The 16,699-nt window shown below is 70.3% G+C and carries 19 protein-coding genes; all 19 read right to left on the bottom strand.

The window, feature by feature from the left end; genetic code table 11:
• Positions 1 to 14: 14 nt before the first annotated feature.
• The 19 genes from AB1634_01130 to ffh all read right to left on the bottom strand — a co-directional run bounded on the left by AB1634_01130 (position 15) and on the right by ffh (position 16,672).
• A complete protein-coding gene (locus tag AB1634_01130) occupies positions 15 to 986 on the bottom strand; it encodes an ABC transporter substrate binding protein (GenBank protein MEW6218123.1) in 972 nt (323 codons plus the stop codon).
• Between the two features lie 63 nt (positions 987 to 1,049).
• The gene (obgE, locus tag AB1634_01125; GenBank protein MEW6218122.1) at positions 1,050 to 2,069 is read right to left on the bottom strand and encodes a GTPase ObgE; all 1,020 of its coding nucleotides are present in this window, start codon (positions 2,067 to 2,069) and stop codon (positions 1,050 to 1,052) included.
• Between the two features lie 82 nt (positions 2,070 to 2,151).
• Complete coding sequence (gene rpmA / locus AB1634_01120) at positions 2,152 to 2,433, bottom strand: 50S ribosomal protein L27 (GenBank protein MEW6218121.1); 282 nt, start codon at positions 2,431 to 2,433, stop codon at positions 2,152 to 2,154.
• A 16-nt stretch (positions 2,434 to 2,449) separates the two neighbouring features.
• Positions 2,450 to 2,761, bottom strand: a complete 312-nt coding sequence (rplU, locus tag AB1634_01115) for a 50S ribosomal protein L21 (GenBank protein ID MEW6218120.1) — start codon at positions 2,759 to 2,761, stop codon at positions 2,450 to 2,452.
• A gap of 225 nt (positions 2,762 to 2,986) precedes the next feature.
• Positions 2,987 to 4,510: an Rne/Rng family ribonuclease gene (locus AB1634_01110; protein ID MEW6218119.1), complete on the bottom strand. Its 1,524-nt coding sequence runs from the start codon at positions 4,508 to 4,510 to the stop codon at positions 2,987 to 2,989.
• 21 nt (positions 4,511 to 4,531) lie between these two features.
• Positions 4,532 to 7,063: a TIGR03960 family B12-binding radical SAM protein gene (locus AB1634_01105; GenBank protein MEW6218118.1), complete on the bottom strand. Its 2,532-nt coding sequence runs from the start codon at positions 7,061 to 7,063 to the stop codon at positions 4,532 to 4,534.
• Between the two features lie 14 nt (positions 7,064 to 7,077).
• Positions 7,078 to 7,872: a hypothetical protein gene (locus AB1634_01100; GenBank protein ID MEW6218117.1), complete on the bottom strand. Its 795-nt coding sequence runs from the start codon at positions 7,870 to 7,872 to the stop codon at positions 7,078 to 7,080.
• A gap of 3 nt (positions 7,873 to 7,875) precedes the next feature.
• Positions 7,876 to 9,627 (bottom strand): tetratricopeptide repeat protein, encoded by a 1,752-nt coding sequence (locus tag AB1634_01095; protein MEW6218116.1) that lies wholly within the window; start codon positions 9,625 to 9,627, stop codon positions 7,876 to 7,878.
• Positions 9,624 to 10,316 carry a dTMP kinase gene (gene tmk, locus AB1634_01090; protein ID MEW6218115.1) on the bottom strand — a complete coding sequence of 231 codons (693 nt, stop codon included), beginning with the start codon at positions 10,314 to 10,316 and terminating at the stop codon, positions 9,624 to 9,626. Before tmk ends, AB1634_01095 begins: the two co-directional genes overlap by 4 nt.
• A gap of 1 nt (position 10,317) precedes the next feature.
• Positions 10,318 to 11,391 carry a 4-hydroxythreonine-4-phosphate dehydrogenase PdxA gene (gene pdxA / locus AB1634_01085; GenBank protein MEW6218114.1) on the bottom strand — a complete coding sequence of 358 codons (1,074 nt, stop codon included), beginning with the start codon at positions 11,389 to 11,391 and terminating at the stop codon, positions 10,318 to 10,320.
• A 12-nt stretch (positions 11,392 to 11,403) separates the two neighbouring features.
• Positions 11,404 to 11,769 (bottom strand): YraN family protein, encoded by a 366-nt coding sequence (locus AB1634_01080; protein MEW6218113.1) that lies wholly within the window; start codon positions 11,767 to 11,769, stop codon positions 11,404 to 11,406.
• A complete protein-coding gene (locus AB1634_01075; protein MEW6218112.1) occupies positions 11,766 to 12,410 on the bottom strand; it encodes a ribonuclease HII in 645 nt (214 codons plus the stop codon). The genes AB1634_01080 and AB1634_01075 overlap by 4 nt, the downstream gene beginning before the upstream one ends.
• 1 nt (position 12,411) lies before the next feature.
• A complete protein-coding gene (gene rplS / locus AB1634_01070) occupies positions 12,412 to 12,762 on the bottom strand; it encodes a 50S ribosomal protein L19 (GenBank protein MEW6218111.1) in 351 nt (116 codons plus the stop codon).
• Positions 12,763 to 12,815: 53 nt separating this feature from the next.
• Complete coding sequence (locus AB1634_01065) at positions 12,816 to 13,412, bottom strand: RNA methyltransferase (GenBank protein MEW6218110.1); 597 nt, start codon at positions 13,410 to 13,412, stop codon at positions 12,816 to 12,818.
• The gene (trmD, locus tag AB1634_01060; protein ID MEW6218109.1) at positions 13,321 to 14,211 is read right to left on the bottom strand and encodes a tRNA (guanosine(37)-N1)-methyltransferase TrmD; all 891 of its coding nucleotides are present in this window, start codon (positions 14,209 to 14,211) and stop codon (positions 13,321 to 13,323) included. The genes AB1634_01065 and trmD overlap by 92 nt, the downstream gene beginning before the upstream one ends.
• A gap of 14 nt (positions 14,212 to 14,225) precedes the next feature.
• Complete coding sequence (gene rimM, locus AB1634_01055; protein ID MEW6218108.1) at positions 14,226 to 14,765, bottom strand: ribosome maturation factor RimM; 540 nt, start codon at positions 14,763 to 14,765, stop codon at positions 14,226 to 14,228.
• Between the two features lie 10 nt (positions 14,766 to 14,775).
• The gene (locus AB1634_01050) at positions 14,776 to 15,012 is read right to left on the bottom strand and encodes a KH domain-containing protein (GenBank protein ID MEW6218107.1); all 237 of its coding nucleotides are present in this window, start codon (positions 15,010 to 15,012) and stop codon (positions 14,776 to 14,778) included.
• Between the two features lie 11 nt (positions 15,013 to 15,023).
• On the bottom strand, positions 15,024 to 15,266 hold the full coding sequence (gene rpsP / locus AB1634_01045; protein ID MEW6218106.1) for a 30S ribosomal protein S16: 243 nt from the start codon (positions 15,264 to 15,266) through the stop codon (positions 15,024 to 15,026).
• A gap of 47 nt (positions 15,267 to 15,313) precedes the next feature.
• The gene (ffh, locus tag AB1634_01040) at positions 15,314 to 16,672 is read right to left on the bottom strand and encodes a signal recognition particle protein (GenBank protein ID MEW6218105.1); all 1,359 of its coding nucleotides are present in this window, start codon (positions 16,670 to 16,672) and stop codon (positions 15,314 to 15,316) included.
• Between the last annotated feature and the right edge of the window lie 27 nt (positions 16,673 to 16,699).

Here is a 16,699-nt window from a genome sequence, read left to right as displayed (position 1 = left end):
ACGGCCGGGGACGGTCAGCGCAGAACAACGCGGGCCTGGCGCAGGATCTCGTCCGGCACCGGCAGGCCAATGGCGGCCGCTGCCTGCAGATTCACTCCCAGGTAGAGGTCGGCGGTCTCCACCGGCAGGCTCGCCGCTGGCGAGTCCCGGAGGACCCTGGCTGCCAGCCGGCTGGCCTGCTCGCCCATGGCGGTCTGGCCCGGCGCGTACGTCATGACCAGACCCTTGTCCAGCGGTACGGCATTGGCGGCCACCGGCAGCCGCCGCGCGGTGGCGGCCTGGACGATGAGGTCGGCGTTGGCCACCAGCAGGATGGAGCTCATCAGCCACACCCCGTCCACGTCTGCGGGCATGCCGGCCAGGGCCGCCTGCAGCTCCTGGACACTGGCCACCGGAGCGGGCAGCAGCGCGACACCCAGCGAGCTGGCCGCGGTCGCAAGGTCGGCCAGCTGGATACCGCTCCGGCGCTCCGGCCCGGCAATGGGCACAAACAGGCGCTTCATGCCCGGCTTGAGGGCGCAGAACAGGCCGAGACCCCGGTCCATACCGCCGGCGATCTGGATGCCGGTGACGTTCGCCGCCGGCCGGGCCGGCGAGTGCACCTCGACTGCGGGAGCGGACGGCAGCAGGGGCACCGCCACCACCGGCAGCCCGGAGTCGGCGGTGGCCGCCGCTGCCCGGTCGGCCAGGCCGCTGGTCAGCACCAGGAGGAGATCGATGCGCCGCTCCAGCAGCGATCGGAAGGCCAGGTCAAATTCGTCCGTATCCTCCAGCTGTCCGTCGTACAGAAAGGTCACCTGGGCGCCTTCCTGGCGCAGCTGCTGTTCCAGTCCTCGGCGAAAGCCGGAGATCAGTTCCTCGAACTGGGGGCCAGGGCTGATGATGCCCACCCGGTAGCTCGCCGGTGCCGGGGATTCCGAGCAGCCCCCGGTGGACAGCAGCACCGCCAGAAGGAGGATCGGGAAGGGAAGGCTGGTGGCTCTCATCGTCCAGTGATGACTTGGCTCCCTGCGAGGCCATCAGCCCGCGGCCGCCGGATCGGCCTCGGGCTAAGCCTCCTGCCGGGGCTCGATCCCGGTGGCCGCCGCCACGAGCTGGCCAATGGCCAGCTTGAGCCCTTCCACGCCCTGACCGCACATCCCGGAAACCGGAACCGTGGGCACGCCCAGCCGATCAAAGGCCAACTCCAGAAGATGCAGCCCCTCCGCCGCCACCAGATCGATCTTGTTGAGAGCCACCAGACGGACGCGAGCCGGCAGATCCGGCCGGTAGCAGGCCAGCTCCTCCTGGACAGCCCGGAAGCCGGCCAGGACCTCCTCGTGCTCCAGGCTGGCGTCCACCACCTGCACCAGAAGGGACGTCCGCTCGATGTGGCGGAGGAAGGCAATGCCCAGGCCCACCCCCTGGTGGGCCCCGGCGACAAGACCCGGAATGTCCGCCAGGATACAGAGCCGGTCGTCGAGATGCAAGGCGCCCAGCTGGGGCTCCAGGGTGGTGAAGGGGTATGGCGCCACCTTGGGATTGGCGGCGGAAAGGCGGGACAGGAGGGTGGATTTGCCGGCGTTGGGCAGGCCAATGAGGCCGACATCCGCCAGGAGCTTGAGCTCGATGGTGAGCCACCGCTCCTCGGCGGCAGTGCCCTTGTCGGCCCGCCGGGGCGCCCGGTTGGTGGGGGTGGCGAAATGGCCGTTGCCGCGGCCGCCCCGCCCACCCCGGGCCACCAGGAGCCGCTGGCCGTCGGTGACCAGGTCGGCCACGACCTCGCCGCTGGCTGCATCCCGGATCAGCGAGCCCAGGGGCACCGCCACCACCAAGTCACGCCCCCGGCGGCCGTGTTGGCTCTTGCCCCGGCCATGGGCGCCGCGCTCGGCGGCAAAATGCGCCCGAAAGCGGAAATCGATCAGGGAGCGGAGCCGGGCTGACGCCTCCAGAAAGACACTGCCGCCGTCGCCGCCATCGCCGCCGTCCGGCCCCCCCCTGGGCACATACTTCTCCCGCCGGAAGCTGACGCAACCGTCGCCGCCGTCTCCTGCCTTGACGTGGAGCTTGGCTTCGTCGACCAGGGCCATGGGGGGGACGACCTCCGCCCGGGCGGCGCCCTCAGCCCACATCCCGGCCGTGGCCGCCGGCGGCAGCAGAAAGAAGGGGCTCTCAGCCCTCCTGGGCTTGGGCCTGGGCCTGGGCCGGATAGACGCTCACCCTCTTCCGGTCACGGCCGAAATCCTCAAAGGTGACAATACCGTCGATCTTGGCGAACAGGGTGAAGTCGCGGCCGCAGCCGACGTTGGTGCCCGGGTGGATCCTGGTGCCTACCTGCCGGACCAGGATGTTGCCGGCCCGGACCGCCTGGCCACCGAAGCGCTTCACGCCCCGCCGCTGGCCGGCGCTGTCCCGCCCGTTTCTGGAGCTGCCTCCTGCCTTCTTGTGGGCCATGGTCCTGGTCCCTCCTCTAAGCGTTGATCCCCTGGATCTCCAGGGCCGTATACGGCTGGCGATGCCCCCTCTTCACCCGGTAGGCCTTGCGCCGCTTCTTCTTGAAGACCAGGATCTTCTTGGCCTTGTCCTGCTCGACAATCCGGGCGCTGACCGTGGCCGCCTCCAGCTGCGGCTGGCCGACCCGCACCGCACCCTCATCGGCCACCAGAAGGACATCGCCCAGGGAGATGGTGTCTCCGACGCTGCCCTCCAGCTTCTCCACCCGGATGCGGTCCCCGGGGGCCACCTGATACTGTTTGCCGCCAGTGCGAACGATCGCGTACATACCCTTCCTCCTCAAATCGTGGCCGGCATCCCAGAGCCTGGTCCAGTCCGCCGTGGTGATCGCGGATGCAAACGGAAATCGCTTTATTTACCCCAGGCCCCGGATTTGTCAAGACGAATGTCGGCGGCCGCGGCAGGACCGGCCTACCGAACGGCCGACTGCCGATACCGGTGCCGGTGCCGATGCCGACCCCGGGAAAGGCCTCCTGCTCCCGCCCATGGCCGCTCAGTCCCAGATGATCTCGTAGCGCTCCAGGTGGAGCTCCTTGCAGGGCTCGATCACCACCCGCCGGCCGATCTCCTGCTCCAGCTCGGCCACGGCCTGCCCCTCCTCCTTGAGCATCACATCCGCCACCCGGGGATGGACGCGGATGTAGACCGTGTGGCGGTCCGGCTGGCTGCCTACCTCCCGCCGGATGCGCCGCAGGATCTCGAAGCACAGGGTGCTGCGACCCTTGAGGAAGCCCTCGCCGTCGCAGTAGAAGCAGGGCTCGCACAGCTGGCGGGCCAGGGCGTCCCGGCTCCGCTTCCTGGTCATCTGCACCAGGCCGAACTCGGAGATCTTGAGGATGTTGATCCGGCTCTTGTCCTTCTTGACCTCCTCGTTGAGGCTGCGGAGGAGCTCATCGCGGTGCAGCTCCTCTTCCATGTCGATGAAGTCGATGATGATGATGCCGCCGACGTTGCGCAGCCGCAGCTGGTAAGCGATCTCTTTCACCGCCTCCATGTTGGTCTTGAAGATCGTCTCTTCCAGGTCGGTCTTGCCGACGTAGCGGCCGGTATTGACATCGATCACCGTCAGGGCCTCGGTCATCTCGATGACAATGTAGCCGCCGCTCTTGAGCCACACCTTCTTGGCCAGGGCGCGGTTGATGTCCATCTCGATGCCGTAGGCGTCGAAGATGGGCAGCTCACCCTCGTAGCGGTAGACCTTGGACCGGAGCCGGGGGGTGACATGGTCCACGAACTGCAGAATGCGGTCGCAGGTCGCACCGTCGTCCACCACCAGCCGGTCCACCTCGTGGGAGAAGAGGTCCCGCACCGCCCGCAGGGTGATGTCCAGGTCCTCGTGCACCAGGCTGGGCACCGGGGCCCGGGCCCCCCGCTCCTGGATGTCCTGCCAGAGGCTCAAGAGAAACTCCATCTCGGTCTCCAGCTTGGGCAGGGTGGCGGTCTCGGCCACGGTGCGGGCGATGAAGCCGATGCCTGGCGGCCGCAAGGTCTCGATGGTCTCCCGCAGGAACTGGCGGACGTCGTCGTTGTCGATCCGCCGGGAGACCCCCACGTGGTTGGTGGTGGGCATGAGCACCAGGTTGCGGCCCGGCAGGGAGATGTGGCAGGTGAGGCGGGCGCCCTTGGTGCCCAGGGGCTCCTTGCAAACCTGGACCAGGATGTCCTGGCCCTCGGTCAGAAGATCATCGATGTTCGTCCCGGGCACCCGGCGTAAGGGCATCTCGTGGGATGCCCCGCAGCAGGCGCCATCGAAGTCGTTCCGGAGCATCAGGGCTTCGAGATCAGCCACCGGGAAGCAGACGTCGTCCACGTACAGGAAAGCGGTGCGCTCCAGGCCGATGTCGACGAAGGCCGCCTGCATGCCCGGCAGCACCCGCACGACCCGGCCCTTGTAGATGTTGCCCACCTGACCCCGGTCGATGCGGCGCTCGACATAGAACTCGACGGTCTGGCCATTTTCCACCAGGGCAACCCGGTGCTCATAGGAGGTGGCGTTGATGACGAGATCCGTGGCCATGGCGCTCTCTCCGCAAGACAATCAGGACTGGGGTGCCGGCTCGGGGAGCGGCAGCTTGACGGTGCGGCAGGCCGCCAGCTCCTCGTCCGTAACGCCCAGGGCAGCGACCAGAAGCTCGGCGGGCCGCACGGTCGGCCGGCCGGGGCCTGCGGCCAGGACCAGCTCCAGGCTGGTCGGGGTGGCCAGCCGGGCGGCATGGACCAGGGGCCGGGCGTCGAGCTGGCGCAGCGCCCCCTTGCGGCTGACCGCAAGGGGCCAGGATGCCTGGGCCAGAAAGTCCTCCAGGAGGGCGGCTGGCACAGGTCGCGGCAGCTCGATCCGGTAGCAGGCGGCATCCGGCTCGGCACTGGTCCCGGGATGGAGGGCCACCTCCACCACGGTCAATCCATCCGGCAGCTCTTCGGTGAGGGCACAAGCCAGCTGGCCGCAAGCGGCCAGGGGCTCGATCAGGTCGCAGTCGAGGTATTCCGCCAGGCTCTCGACGCCGAAGGACAGGGCCGGCGAGAAGGCCACCCGGGGCGCCGGATGAAAGCCCTGGCTGAAGGCCAGGGGCAGGCGCAGGCGCCGGAAGGCCCGCAAGAAAGCTTGCACCAGCTCCAGGTGGCCCAAAAGGCTGGCCGCCCCCTGCACCGCATAGCGCAGCCGGTAGCGCCACAGCGGCCCGGCCGCGGCCGGCGGCCGGCTCGCCGGGACAGCCGCCGGCTCCGGGGCGGCCTCCGGACAGGTCACCGGCTGCAGGCGGTCGAAATCGCAGACCCCGCAGCCCTGGCAGCCGTGCACCCGGCAGTCCGGGGTATACTCGCCCCGGCGGGCGCGCCCGCGCTCCGCGGCCAGGAAGGCCGTTTCGACGCCAGGATCCAGGTGGCACCAGGGCAGAACCTCGTCCGCCGCCCGCTCCCGGGCATAGTCGGCCAGATCGACGCCGCAGCGCTCGGCCGCTGCCAGCCAGCGGCCAAGGGAAAAATGCTCGCTCCAGGCTTCCAGGCGGCCGCCATCCTGCCAGACTGCCTCGATGACCGGCGCCAGCCGCCGGTCGCCCCGGGCCAGCACCCCTTCCACCAGGCTCATGGCCGGGTCGTGCCACTTGAGGGTCGCCCCCCGTGCGGGCATGGCGCCCTTGATCAGGGCGATGCGATCCCGGCTTTCGGCCAGGGACAGCTGCGGCTCCCACTGGAACGGGGTATGGGCCTTGGGCACAAAGGCCGCCACCGAGGCGGCGACCTGGCCCCGGCCCTTGCCCATCCGGCTCAGCTGGCGCACCAGCTGGGCGATGGCGAGCACATCCTCTTCGGTCTCCGTGGGCAGGCCGATCATGAAGTAGAGCTTCAGCTGCCGCCAGCCCAGATCAAAGGCCGCCTGGCAGGCCGCGACGAGATCCGCCTCGGTGATGCCCTTGTTGATGACCTGGCGCAGGCGATCGCTGCCGGCCTCGGGGGCCAGGGTGAAGCCGGTCTTGCGCACCCGCCGGATCTCCGCCATGAGGGTCGGTGTCAGGGTGCCGACCCGCATGGACGGCAGCGAGATCGAGACCCGGGCCGGCCCATGCTCCCGCATCAGGGCGGTGAGCAGGCCAGGCAGACAGGCATAGTCCCCGGTGGATAGCGACAGCAGGGCCAGTTCCTCGAAGCCGGTGGCGGCCAAGGCGGCGCGGGCCTGCTCCAGAATCGCCTGGGGCGAGCGCTCCCGCACCGGCCGGTAGATGATCCCGGCCTGGCAGAAACGGCAGCCCCGGGTACAGCCCCGGGCAATCTCCACCCCCAACCGGTCGTGGACGATCCTGGCCAGGGGCACCAGCGGTCGAGTCAGGGCTGGACTGGCGGCCAGATCCGGCAGAATCCGCCGCCGCACCCGGGCCGGTCCCGGACCCTGGTGGCGTACCGCCTGCAGGCGGCCGCCGGCGCCGCACGCCGGCGCAAAGGCCGCCGGCACGTAGCAGCCCTCCACCGCGGCCAGCCGGGCCAGGATCTCCTGGCGGCTGGCGCCGGCGGCCCGGGCCTCCCCCACCAGCCGGGTCATCTCGATGATGGCCTCCTCGCCGTCCCCCAGAAGGATGGCGTCGAAGAAGGGGGCCACGGGCTCGGGATTGAAGGCAGAGGGGCCGCCGGCCACCACCAGCGGCTGGCGGTCGTCCCGGTCCCGGGCCCAGCGGGGCAGCCCAGCCAGGTCGAGGATGGTGAGGATGTTGGTGGCGGACAGCTCGTAGGGGAGGCTTACGCCCAGGAGGTCGAAATCGGCGAGCGGGCGGCGGGACTCCAGAGAAAAGAGCGGCAGGCCCCGGTGCCGCAGCAAGGCCTCCAGATCGAGATCCGGCGCGTAGACCCGCTCGGCCAGGAGATCCGGCTGGCTGTTGACCGCCTGGTAGAGGATGGCCAGCCCCAGATGGGACATGCCGATCTCATAGAGGTCGGGAAAGGCCAGGACCACCCGGCCGCGCGCTGCCTGCCAGTCCTTGCGCACCGCATGGCGCTCCTGGCCCAGATAGCGGCTCGGCCGGCGCAGCCTGGGCAGGGCCAAAGCGACGGCATCGTGATCGGTACGCGCGGCCTCCATCATCCCGCTGCCAGGCCCTAGCGGACCTCGATCTCCTCGAAGCCCTGGGGGATGTCGACCACGAAGTCATCCGGCGCCAGGGCCGCCTGCAGGCGCCAGTCGGAGAAGCGGACGAACAGGGAGCCCTGGCCGGTCGGCAGGGAAAAGGACAGATTCCGGGGCACCCAGCAGCCGCCGTCCTGCTGCCAGCCGCCGTAGACCGCCTCCAGGATGAAGGCGCCACCGTTGTCCTCGGCCCGGTGCCGGATGATCTGGCCGCTCTTCGGATCGAACAGCACCTGATGCCGGCCGGCCAGGCCGTCGATGGTGAAGATCATCCAGTAGGAGGCCCGGCTGTCGTGACGCCGCACCTCCTGCATCTGGAGATCCCCGGGGGGCAGCCGCCCGGTCAGCCAGTAGACCAGCTCATGGGCCGCCAGCCCGGAAGGCGCGAAGCGCCGGAAGGCGCTGGCCTGCACCGACCCCTGGTAGCCCCGGCCCTCCGGCACAGCGATGTAGCGGAAGTCGCGGCCATCGGTGAAGAACATGGCCAGGGGCTGATCGAGGGGCCCAATGGCCACGAACTTGACAAAGGCCGGGGTCATGGTCTGGAGATAGCCCTCCGCCCGGCCGGACTGGAACACCGAGTCCCAGGTCACCTCGACCCCGGTGTCGAAGCTGGCCAGGCACTGCCGGTTGGCCTCCATGGTCTGCATGAAGATCTTGCGCACCCCCACCGCCTCCCGGGAGGTGACCGCCAGCCCCGACTGGCCCAGCTGGGCGCAACCGGAGACCAAACAACAAGCCATGACCAGAGCTGTAAGCCGCATCATGAGCTATTCCCTCCCGGACAAGCGACGCCGGACGGCCTCGGCCTTGCCGGCAGCCGCTGCCCGCTTGCCGTCTTCCTGGTAGAGCCGGGCCGCGGCCTCATACGCCTCGGCCGCCCTCTTCAGCTGGCCGGCCTCGGCGCAGACGTCCCCCAGGTGCTCCAGGATGGTGGGATCCTCGGGCTCCAGGGCCACTGCCCTCTCCAGCTCGGCGCTCGCCTGCTCCAGGTTGCCGAGCCGGAAGTGCACCCAGCCCAGACTGTCCCGGATGAAGCCGTCGTCCGGTCGCAGGGCCACGGCCCGCTCGATATACGCCAGGGCCTCCGGCAGGCGCAGGCCCCGGTCGGCCCAGGTGTAGCCCACGTAGTTGAGGGCAAAGGCGTTGTCCGGCTCCAGCTCCAGAAGGCTTTCCATGCGGGCCAAAGCCCCTTCCAGATCTCCCTGCTTGTCCAGGAGCACCCCCTGGGCGAAGATGAGACGACCGTCGTCGGGAAACAGCTCCAGGCCACGCAGAAGAGCCGCCGATGCGTCGTCGTTCCGCCGGAGGTCTTCCAGAAGCCCCGCCAGGGCCAGGAAGATCTGTACCGTGGCGCCGCCGTCCCGGGCGATCTCGGCCCGCAGCACGGCCTCGGCGGCGGCGGCGTTGCCCGCCGCCTGCTCGAGCGCGGCCAGGCGCAACCGGGCATCCTCCCGCACCTCGGAGTCGGGCCCAATCCGCTCCAGCATCGCCCGGGCCCGGGGGTTGTCACCCGCCCCCTGAAGGGCCAGGGCGAGCAGATACTGGAGGGCGCCGTTGCCCGGCTGGCCGTCCGCCTCGGGCGCCAGCTCCTGCACCGCCTCCTGGAAGCGCTCCTGCTCCAAGAGGATCCGGCCGATGGCAAACAGGGCCCGGGTACGGTCGCTGGCCGCGGCCTTCAGGGCCTGCAGCTCGGCCAGGGCCTCATCCGAGCGCCCCTCCCTCAGCAGGAGATTGACGATCCGGCCCCGGATCTCCTCGGCGTCCCCCTCCTCCGCCTCGGCCAGCAGCGACCGGTAGCGGCCGAGGGCCTGGTCGACCCGCCCTGCCTCCTCCAGGAGCTCCACCGCCTCCAGCCGCAGGCGAGGCGTGGGCCTAAGCGCCACTGCCCGGTCGTAGGCAGCCAGGGCCGCATCCACCTCCCGGAGATCCCGGTGCAGGCGGGCCAGATAATAGTGGCCGGGAAAGGAATCCGGCTCCAGGCTCACCAGGCGGGACAGGGCATTCTTGGCGCCGTCATAATCCCGGTTGCGGACGCTCAAGGTGCCGAGCATGAGCAGGATCTCGGTGTTGTCCGGCTGGCGGGCGAGTATCTCCCGGCAGGCCGCGGCTGCCTCCTGGAACCGGCCGGTGGCACCGTACACCCGGGCCAGCAGGACGCGCACCGGCACGCTGCCGGGCCGCGCCTGCACCGTCTCCTCCAGTCGCGCCACCGCCTCCTCCTGGCCGTTGGTCGCCAGGAGCAGGCTGACCAGCTCCGCCAGCAGCGCCTCCGAGTCGGGATCGCACAGAAGGGCCTTGTCCAGGGCCTCCCGGGCCTCCTCCAGCCGCCGCTCCCGGGCCGCGGTCTTGCCGGCCAGAAAATAATAGTAGGCGCAGGCGGAATCCAACGGCGGCCGCGCGACCGCTCCGGTCATGTCCAGCGCCACCGGCGCTGCCGGCTGGCTGCCGGCCGTGATACCGCAACCGGCCGCAAACAGCGCCAGGGCCAGCAGACTGACCGGCGTCCATCGTCTTGTCATTCCCTCATCCCCTCTGCCCGCGGATCATGGGCCAGCCACCCCCGGCGCCGGAGAAGCCCGGTCACCTCCGCCCGGATCGCCGCCTGCACCTCATCCGGGGCGCCCCCGGCAGCCAGACGTCGCATACCGTCCATCGCCAGGCCCTGAAAGATGGCCGCCACCCGTTCCAGAAAACGCCCCTGCTCGAAGGCGTCCGGCCCCTGGCCCCGCTGGCGCTCGATGCGGGCGAGGCCGGCCGACACCGGCAGCTCCAGCACCAGGACCAGATCCGGCCGCGGCGCGAAGGCCTCGTTCATGGCCAGGATCTCGTCCGGATCCCCGCCGGCTGCACCCTGATAGGCCACGGTGGACAGGTAATAGCGGTCGGTGAGCACGATCCGGCCGTTGGCCAGGGCGGGCCGCAGCACCTCATCCACATGCTGGCGGCGATCAGCCAGGAACAGGGCCAGTTCCTCGGCGAGGGGCAGGCGGCGGCCGCTTCGTGCCGCCTGCCGCAGCTGCCGGCCGCAGGGGCCGTCGGTGGGCTCCCGGGTGGCGGTCACCGGCCAGCCCTGCTCCGCCAGCCAGGAGGCCAGAAGCCGTATCTGGGTGGACTTGCCGGCGCCGTCGATGCCCTCGAAGGCCACCAGCAGCCCCGGCCGGCCCGCCGCGCCCGGCACCGGGCGCAGCCCTTCTGCCGACTGTCCCATATCATACGCCTCTTGGGTGGTGGCTGCATCCACTGGCTGCGCCGGCGGCGGGCTGGGCCTTCAGACCGCCCTCGGGCGCGCCGCCTGCCGCCCGGGCCTCGACCATGGCGGCGGCCAGCTGGACGGCAGCGGCCAGGCTGTCCGTGGACGCCACCCCCCGGCCGGCAATGTCGTAGGCCGTGCCATGGTCCACCGAGGTGCGCACCAGAGGCAAGCCGATGGTGACGTTGACCCCATCCTGGAAGTGCAGGAGCTTGAAAGGGATGAGCCCCTGATCGTGGTACATGGCCACCACCGCATCAAAGGCACCGGCGGCACCGGCGTGGAAGACGGTATCCGGTGGCAACGGGCCGCTCGCCGCCACCCCCTCCCGGCGGGCCGCCGCCACCGCCGGGGCGATCAGCCGCGCCTCTTCGTCCCCGAACAGGCCGCCCTCACCGGCGTGGGGATTGAGCCCCGCCACGGCCAGCCGGGGGGCCGCCAGGCCGAAGTCCTGGCGCAAGGCCCGGTGGGTGAGCCGCACCAGGCGCAGCACCTCGGCTTGGCTCAGGAGGGCCGGCACCCGCGCCAGGGCGGTATGGATGGTGACCAGGCTGACCTTGAGGCGGGATCCCGCCATCATCATGGCGAAATCGTCGCAGCGACAAAGGGCGGCCAGCATCTCGGTATGGCCCGGGTAGGGCAAGCCGGCGGCAGCCAGCGGCCCCTTGGCAATGGGCGCCGTCACCAGGCCGGCGCACAGCCCGGCCTGCACCGCCGCCACGGCGGCCTGGATGCAGGCGGCCATCGCCCGGCCGGTGGCGGCATTGGGCTGGCCCCAGGCGAGGGCGCGGGGATCGAGGCTTGTCACCGCCGCTACGGCCAAGCCATCGGCTGCCCCGGTCTCCCCTGGCTGCCACGGGACCAACCGCGCTGGCAGGCCCAACAGCCGCGCCTGATGGGCAAGCACCCCGGGGTCGCCGAAGACCACCGGCCGGATCCCGGGCCAGGGGCTGCCGGTGCCGAAGAGCTTCAGGATGATCTCCGGGCCGATCCCAACCGGGCAGCCCATGGTGATCGCCAGGGAGATGGTCATCGGGGGGAGTGGTCAGGGCAGATCGAAGGCGTTGGCGATGATCTCCACCTCCGGCTCCGGCCGATCCAGGAAGATGGCGACCACGTCGAAACGAGCCGGCCGGTCGAGACCGCCGGTCCGAACCAGGTACTCGGTGGCCACCCGGGCCAGCTGCCGCTGCTTGGCCGGGGTAATCGCCTCCGCCGGGTGGCCGTGGCTGGCGTCGCGGCGGGTCTTGACCTCCACGAACACGGTGCAGCCCTGCTCCTCGGCGACGATATCGAGCTCGCCGGTGCGGCCGCGCCAGTTGCGGCAGACGATCCGGTAGCCGCGGCTGGCCAGCAGCCGGCAGGCCAGATCCTCGCCCCCGGCCCCCAACCGCAGCCTGGCCTGGGTCACGGTGTGTCCCCTCCGGACATCTGCTCCCGCACCCCCCGGAAGGTGCGGCGGTGGGCCGCGCAAGGACCGTGGACCGCCAGGGCCCGCCGGTGCTCGGCCGTGGGATAGCCCTTGTTGCTGCGGAAGTTGTACTGGGGAAAGCGGTCGTGCAGATCGTCCATGAGCCGATCCCGCAGCACCTTGGCCACGATGGAGGCCGCCGCAATGGAGCGGCTGGCCTCCTCCCCCCGCACCAGGGTGTGCTGCGGGATGGCCGCCGGCACCCGGAAGCGGCCGTCGACCAGGAGAACGTCCGGTGGCGGGCCGAGATCGGCCACCGCCAAGGCCATGGCCTCCAGGGAGGCCTTGAGGATATTGACCCGGTCGATGCGGGCCGGGCTCACGACGCCGACGCCGATGCGGGCCCCCGAGGCGGCAAGCTGCACGTAGAGGGCCTCGCGGGCCGCCGGCAGCAGGACCTTGGAGTCCCGGTAGCCGCACGGCGCCAGGCTGGGCAGCACCACACAGGCCGCCACCACCGGGCCGGCCAGGGGACCCCGGCCGGCCTCGTCCACGCCGGCGACCGTGGCATAGCCCTGGGCCAGGAGCTGCCGCTCGTAGCCCAGGCCGTCACCCGGGTCGGTCGCCGGCCACAGGCGCATCCTAGCGCATGCCCTTCTCTTTGATCCGGGCTGCCTTGCCGCGCAGCTCACGCATGTAATAGAGCTTGGCCCGCCGCACCTGACCCTTGGTCACCACCTCCACCTTGTCGATGTGCGGGGTATGGGTGGGAAAGGTCTTCTCGACGCCGACGCCGTGGGAGACCTTGCGCACCGTGAAGCTGGACCCCAGGCTGGCCGGGCTGCGCTTGCGGGTCACCACCCCCTGAAAAACCTGCAGCCGCTCCTTGTCGCCCTCGATGATCCGGACATGGACCTTGACGGTATCCCCCACCGCAAACGCCGGGATGTCGTACCGGCGGTGGTCGCCCTCGATCTTCCTGATGATATCCATGATCGCCCTCTCGAAGTGGGGAGTATGCCCTCCCCGTGGATATGGTTACTGGCCTACGGCCTCGCCCACGGCCTGGCCAACGCTTCCTGGTCCTTGTCGTCTCCCAGCAGTCGATCGAGCACGATGGCGACGGCCGAGCGCACGGACAGGTGGTTGTAGCTGCCGCTGCCCCGGATCGGTGGCAGAAAGCCGTCCACCTGGTCGTCGATCTGGGCCGCCAGCCCCCAGCCGGTGCCGAAGAGGAGCAGAACCGACTCCCCGGCCGCCAGGACCTCGCGCACCTGGCGGTACCCGAAGCGGGGGCCTGGCCGCGGGCCGGCCGCGGTGGCCAGGACCAGGGGCGGCGCGCCCCGGGCCGCCACCAGCTCGGCCCTGACCTCGGCCAGGTCCCGGCGCAGCCGCACCAGGGAAAGGGCCTGACGCCTGAGGCCGTTGGCCGCAGCCCCGGGCCCGGTCAGCCAGTGCGCCAGGATCTCCGCGGCCAGCCGCCGCTGATCGTCCAGGGGCGTCGCCACAAAGAAGGCGCCCACCCCGAAGGTGCAGGCCGCCCGGGCGATATCATGGAGATCCAGGTTGGTGATCGCCGAGGTCACCACTTGGCCATGCCGGTTGTAGACCGGATGGTGCAGGAGCCCCAGATCGATCCCCATGGCAGGCCTCTCCTCCCGAGGCCGCCGCATCTTCCGGCGGCAGCAGGTCAACACCCCGGGCCCGGCATTCCGCCACCAGCCCCTGCCGGCGCAGAAGCCGCCACTGGTCCCGGGAGAAGCGGACCAAGGCCAGAAGGTCCGGCCGCAGCTCCAGGGTGCGGCGCACAGCCGCCACCAGCCGCCAGTCGGCGATGCGGCCGTGATCGCCGGACAGAAGCACCTCCGGCACCGCCAGCCCCCGGAAGACCTGGGGCCGGGTGTACTGGGGATGCTTCAACAGGCCGCAGGTGAAGGTCTCCCGGCTCGCCGACGCCGCGCAGCCCAAAGCCCCGGGCAGCAGGCGCACCACCGAATCCACCAGCACCATGGCGGCCAGCTCCCCGCCGGTGAGGATGTAGTCACCGATGGAGATCTCCTCATCCACGAAGGCCGAGGCGATCCGGTGGTCCACCCCTTCATAGCGGCCGCAGATCATGACCAGATGCTGCCGGCCGGCCAGCTCCGCCGCCTTGGCCTGGGAATACCGCCGGCCCTGAGGGCTGAGAAGCACCACCCAGCCCCGGCCCGCGGCCGCGGCCACCGCCTCCAGAGCGGCCGCGATCGGCTCCGGCTTCATGACCATGCCCTCGCCGCCGCCAAAGGGACGGTCGTCCGTCATGGCGTGGCGGTCCGTGGCAAAGGCGCGGATGTCGTGGAGGACAATCTCCACCTTGCCGTCCCGGACCGCCCGGCGGATGATCCCCTCCTCCAGCGGCGAGGCCAGGAGATTGGGAAAGATGGTCAGGATGTCGATCCGCATGCCGGCCTGGAGGGTCAGTCGTTCATCTCCAGGAGGCCGGGCACCGGGCGGATGACCAGCCGGCCGGCCTCCGGCTCCACAGCCACCAGGAATTCCCGCCGGGCTGGCACCAGGTACTCCCGGCCGCGGCCCTCGATCACCAGCAGGTCCGAGCCGCCGGTGGCCAGAAGGCCCCGCACCGTGCCCAGCCGCCGTCCCTCTTCGGTGAAGGCCGTCAGGCCGACGAGATCCTGCAGGTAGATCTCGTTCGCCGCCAGGGGCGGCCGGTCCGCCTTGCGCACCCAGGCCTCGGCGTTGGTGAAGGCCTCGGCCGCGGTCCGGTCGTCAATGCCAGCCAGCTGCACCAGGGCCTCCCGGCCATGGATCCGGCAGCCCTTGACGCCGTAGGCCCGGGCAGCGCCGCCCGCCGCCGGTGCCAGGAACAGCTGGCGGTAATGGGTCAACGATTGCGGATCGCCGGAATAGGGGAAGAGCCGCAGCTCTCCCTTGATGCCGTGGGGCCGGCCCACCCGCCCCACAGCAACCAGCTCCTCCCCGGCAGCCAGATCAGACACCGGCCGCCGCCTAGTCGACGATCCGGAGCACGGCCTGGCGGTGGGAACGGCTGGCCAGGGTCGCAAGCAGGGTGCGCATGGCATAGGCGGTCCGCCCCTGCTTGCCGATCACCTTGCCCAGGTCCTCCCGGGCCACGGTCAGCTCCACGGCAATGATGCCGCTGTCTTCCTGCCGCTCGGTGACCGATACCGCCTCGGGCCGCTCCACCAGGCCGCGGGCGATGTGGGCCACCAGCTCCCCGAGCATGGCCAGCCGCCTCAGCCGCGGGCTGCCCGGCGGATCAGGCTCGCCACCGTGTCGGTCGGGGTGGCGCCCTTGGCCATCCAGTCCTTGATCTTGTCCTGATCCAAAGATACCGTGGCCGGCTCGGTCAGGGGGTCGTAGGTGCCGACCACATCCAGAAAGCTGCCGTCCCGCCGGGCCTCGGAATTGGCGACAATCACCCGATAAAAGGGTCTCTTCTTGCGGCCCGCGCGGGCCAAACGGATCCGTACCGCCATGGTCTTGCCTGCCTCCAGGGTTTTCGTGGGTCGTGATTGGGGTTTTGTTATCGGGACAGGCCCTTGGGGAGCTTACGCCGCTTCTTGCCGTCCCCGCCGGCCATCATGCCCTTGGCCCGGAAGCGCTTCATGAGCTTGAGCATGTCGGTGTAGCTCTTGAGGACCTTGTTGACATCCTGGACCGTGGTGCCGCTGCCCGAGGCGATGCGCAGCCGGCGGCTGGCATTGACGATGAGGTGGTTGCGGCGCTCCTGCCGGGTCATGGAGCGGATGATCGCCTCCACCCGCACCAGCTCTTTCTGGTCAGGCACCGCGGCCTCCTTGAGCTGCCGCAGCCTGCCCAGACCGGGGATCATGTCCAGCAGCTGATCCACTGGGCCGATCTTCTTGATCTGCTGGATCTGGTCCAGGAAATCCTCCAGGGTGAAGGTGTTCTGGCGCAGCTTCTTGGCCAGGTCCTCGGCCTTGCCCCGGTCCACCACCCGCTCGGCCTTCTCGATGAGGGTGAGGACATCCCCCATGCCCAGGATGCGGGAGGCGACCCGATCCGGATGGAAGACCTCCAGGGCATCCAGGCCCTCGCCGATGCCGACGAACTTGATGGGCCGGTCGGTGACCTTCTTGATGGACAGGGCAGCCCCGCCCCGGGCGTCGCCCTCCATCTTGGTCAGGATGACGCCGGTGATCCCCAGGTCCTGGTTGAACTTGGCAGCCACATTGACCGCGTCCTGGCCAGTCATGGCATCGGCCACGAACAGGATCTCCGCCGGACCGATGGCGTCCTTGATCCGCGCCAGCTCCCCCATCAAGCCCTCGTCGATGTGGAGACGGCCGGCGGTGTCCACCAGGACCACGTCGTGGTTGGCGGCCTTGGCCTCTTCCATGGCCCGGCGGCAGATGACCACCGGATCCTGACTGGTCTGGGAGGGATGCACCGGGACGCCCACGGAATGGGCCAGAACGGTGAGCTGCTCGATGGCTGCCGGCCGGTAGACGTCCGCCGGCACCAGATAGGGCCGCCGGCCACCGGACTTGAGACGGCGGGCCAGCTTGCCGGCGGTGGTGGTCTTGCCGGAGCCCTGCAGCCCCACCAGCAGGATGGGAATCGGCGTGCGGCCGCCCAGGCGCAAGCCCTCGGCCCGGCCGCCCAGGAGCGCGACGAGCTCCTCATGGACGATCTTCACCACCTGCTGGGCCGGGGTGAGGCTGGCCAGCACCTCCTGGCCCTCCGCCCGCTCGCCGATGGTGGCCACGAAATCCTTGACCACCTGCAGATTGACATCCGCCTCCAGGAGGGCCCGCCGTACCTCCCGCAGGGCCTCTTCCATGTTCTCCCCGCTCAGGCGGCCCTGGCCGCGGAGCTTGCGGAAAACATCGTGCAGACGGTCGCTTAAGCTTTCAAACATGGCGCTCTTCCAAACAGGTATCCGGCC

This window comes from Thermodesulfobacteriota bacterium (genome assembly GCA_040755095.1).
In the GTDB taxonomy this organism is placed as follows: Bacteria; Desulfobacterota; Desulfobulbia; order Desulfobulbales; family JBFMBH01; genus JBFMBH01.
This window is presented reverse-complemented; position numbering and strand designations above follow the sequence as displayed.

Coding starts and splice junctions, on each gene's coding strand:
- AB1634_01065 (MEW6218110.1), bottom strand. CDS start 13,412: ATGGGGATCGATCTGGGGCTCCTGCACCATCCGGTCTACAACCGGCAT.
- AB1634_01050 (MEW6218107.1), bottom strand. CDS start 15,012: ATGCTCGGGGAGCTGGTGGCCCACATCGCCCGCGGCCTGGTGGAGCGG.
- tmk (MEW6218115.1), bottom strand. CDS start 10,316: ATGGGACAGTCGGCAGAAGGGCTGCGCCCGGTGCCGGGCGCGGCGGGC.
- pdxA (MEW6218114.1), bottom strand. CDS start 11,391: ATGACCATCTCCCTGGCGATCACCATGGGCTGCCCGGTTGGGATCGGC.
- AB1634_01105 (MEW6218118.1), bottom strand. CDS start 7,063: ATGATGGAGGCCGCGCGTACCGATCACGATGCCGTCGCTTTGGCCCTG.
- trmD (MEW6218109.1), bottom strand. CDS start 14,211: ATGCGGATCGACATCCTGACCATCTTTCCCAATCTCCTGGCCTCGCCG.
- obgE (MEW6218122.1), bottom strand. CDS start 2,069: ATGGCCCTGGTCGACGAAGCCAAGCTCCACGTCAAGGCAGGAGACGGC.
- ffh (MEW6218105.1), bottom strand. CDS start 16,672: ATGTTTGAAAGCTTAAGCGACCGTCTGCACGATGTTTTCCGCAAGCTC.
- rpsP (MEW6218106.1), bottom strand. CDS start 15,266: ATGGCGGTACGGATCCGTTTGGCCCGCGCGGGCCGCAAGAAGAGACCC.
- AB1634_01110 (MEW6218119.1), bottom strand. CDS start 4,510: ATGGCCACGGATCTCGTCATCAACGCCACCTCCTATGAGCACCGGGTT.
- AB1634_01100 (MEW6218117.1), bottom strand. CDS start 7,872: ATGATGCGGCTTACAGCTCTGGTCATGGCTTGTTGTTTGGTCTCCGGT.
- rplS (MEW6218111.1), bottom strand. CDS start 12,762: ATGGATATCATCAGGAAGATCGAGGGCGACCACCGCCGGTACGACATC.
- AB1634_01075 (MEW6218112.1), bottom strand. CDS start 12,410: ATGCGCCTGTGGCCGGCGACCGACCCGGGTGACGGCCTGGGCTACGAG.
- rplU (MEW6218120.1), bottom strand. CDS start 2,761: ATGTACGCGATCGTTCGCACTGGCGGCAAACAGTATCAGGTGGCCCCC.
- rpmA (MEW6218121.1), bottom strand. CDS start 2,433: ATGGCCCACAAGAAGGCAGGAGGCAGCTCCAGAAACGGGCGGGACAGC.
- AB1634_01095 (MEW6218116.1), bottom strand. CDS start 9,627: ATGACAAGACGATGGACGCCGGTCAGTCTGCTGGCCCTGGCGCTGTTT.
- AB1634_01130 (MEW6218123.1), bottom strand. CDS start 986: ATGAGAGCCACCAGCCTTCCCTTCCCGATCCTCCTTCTGGCGGTGCTG.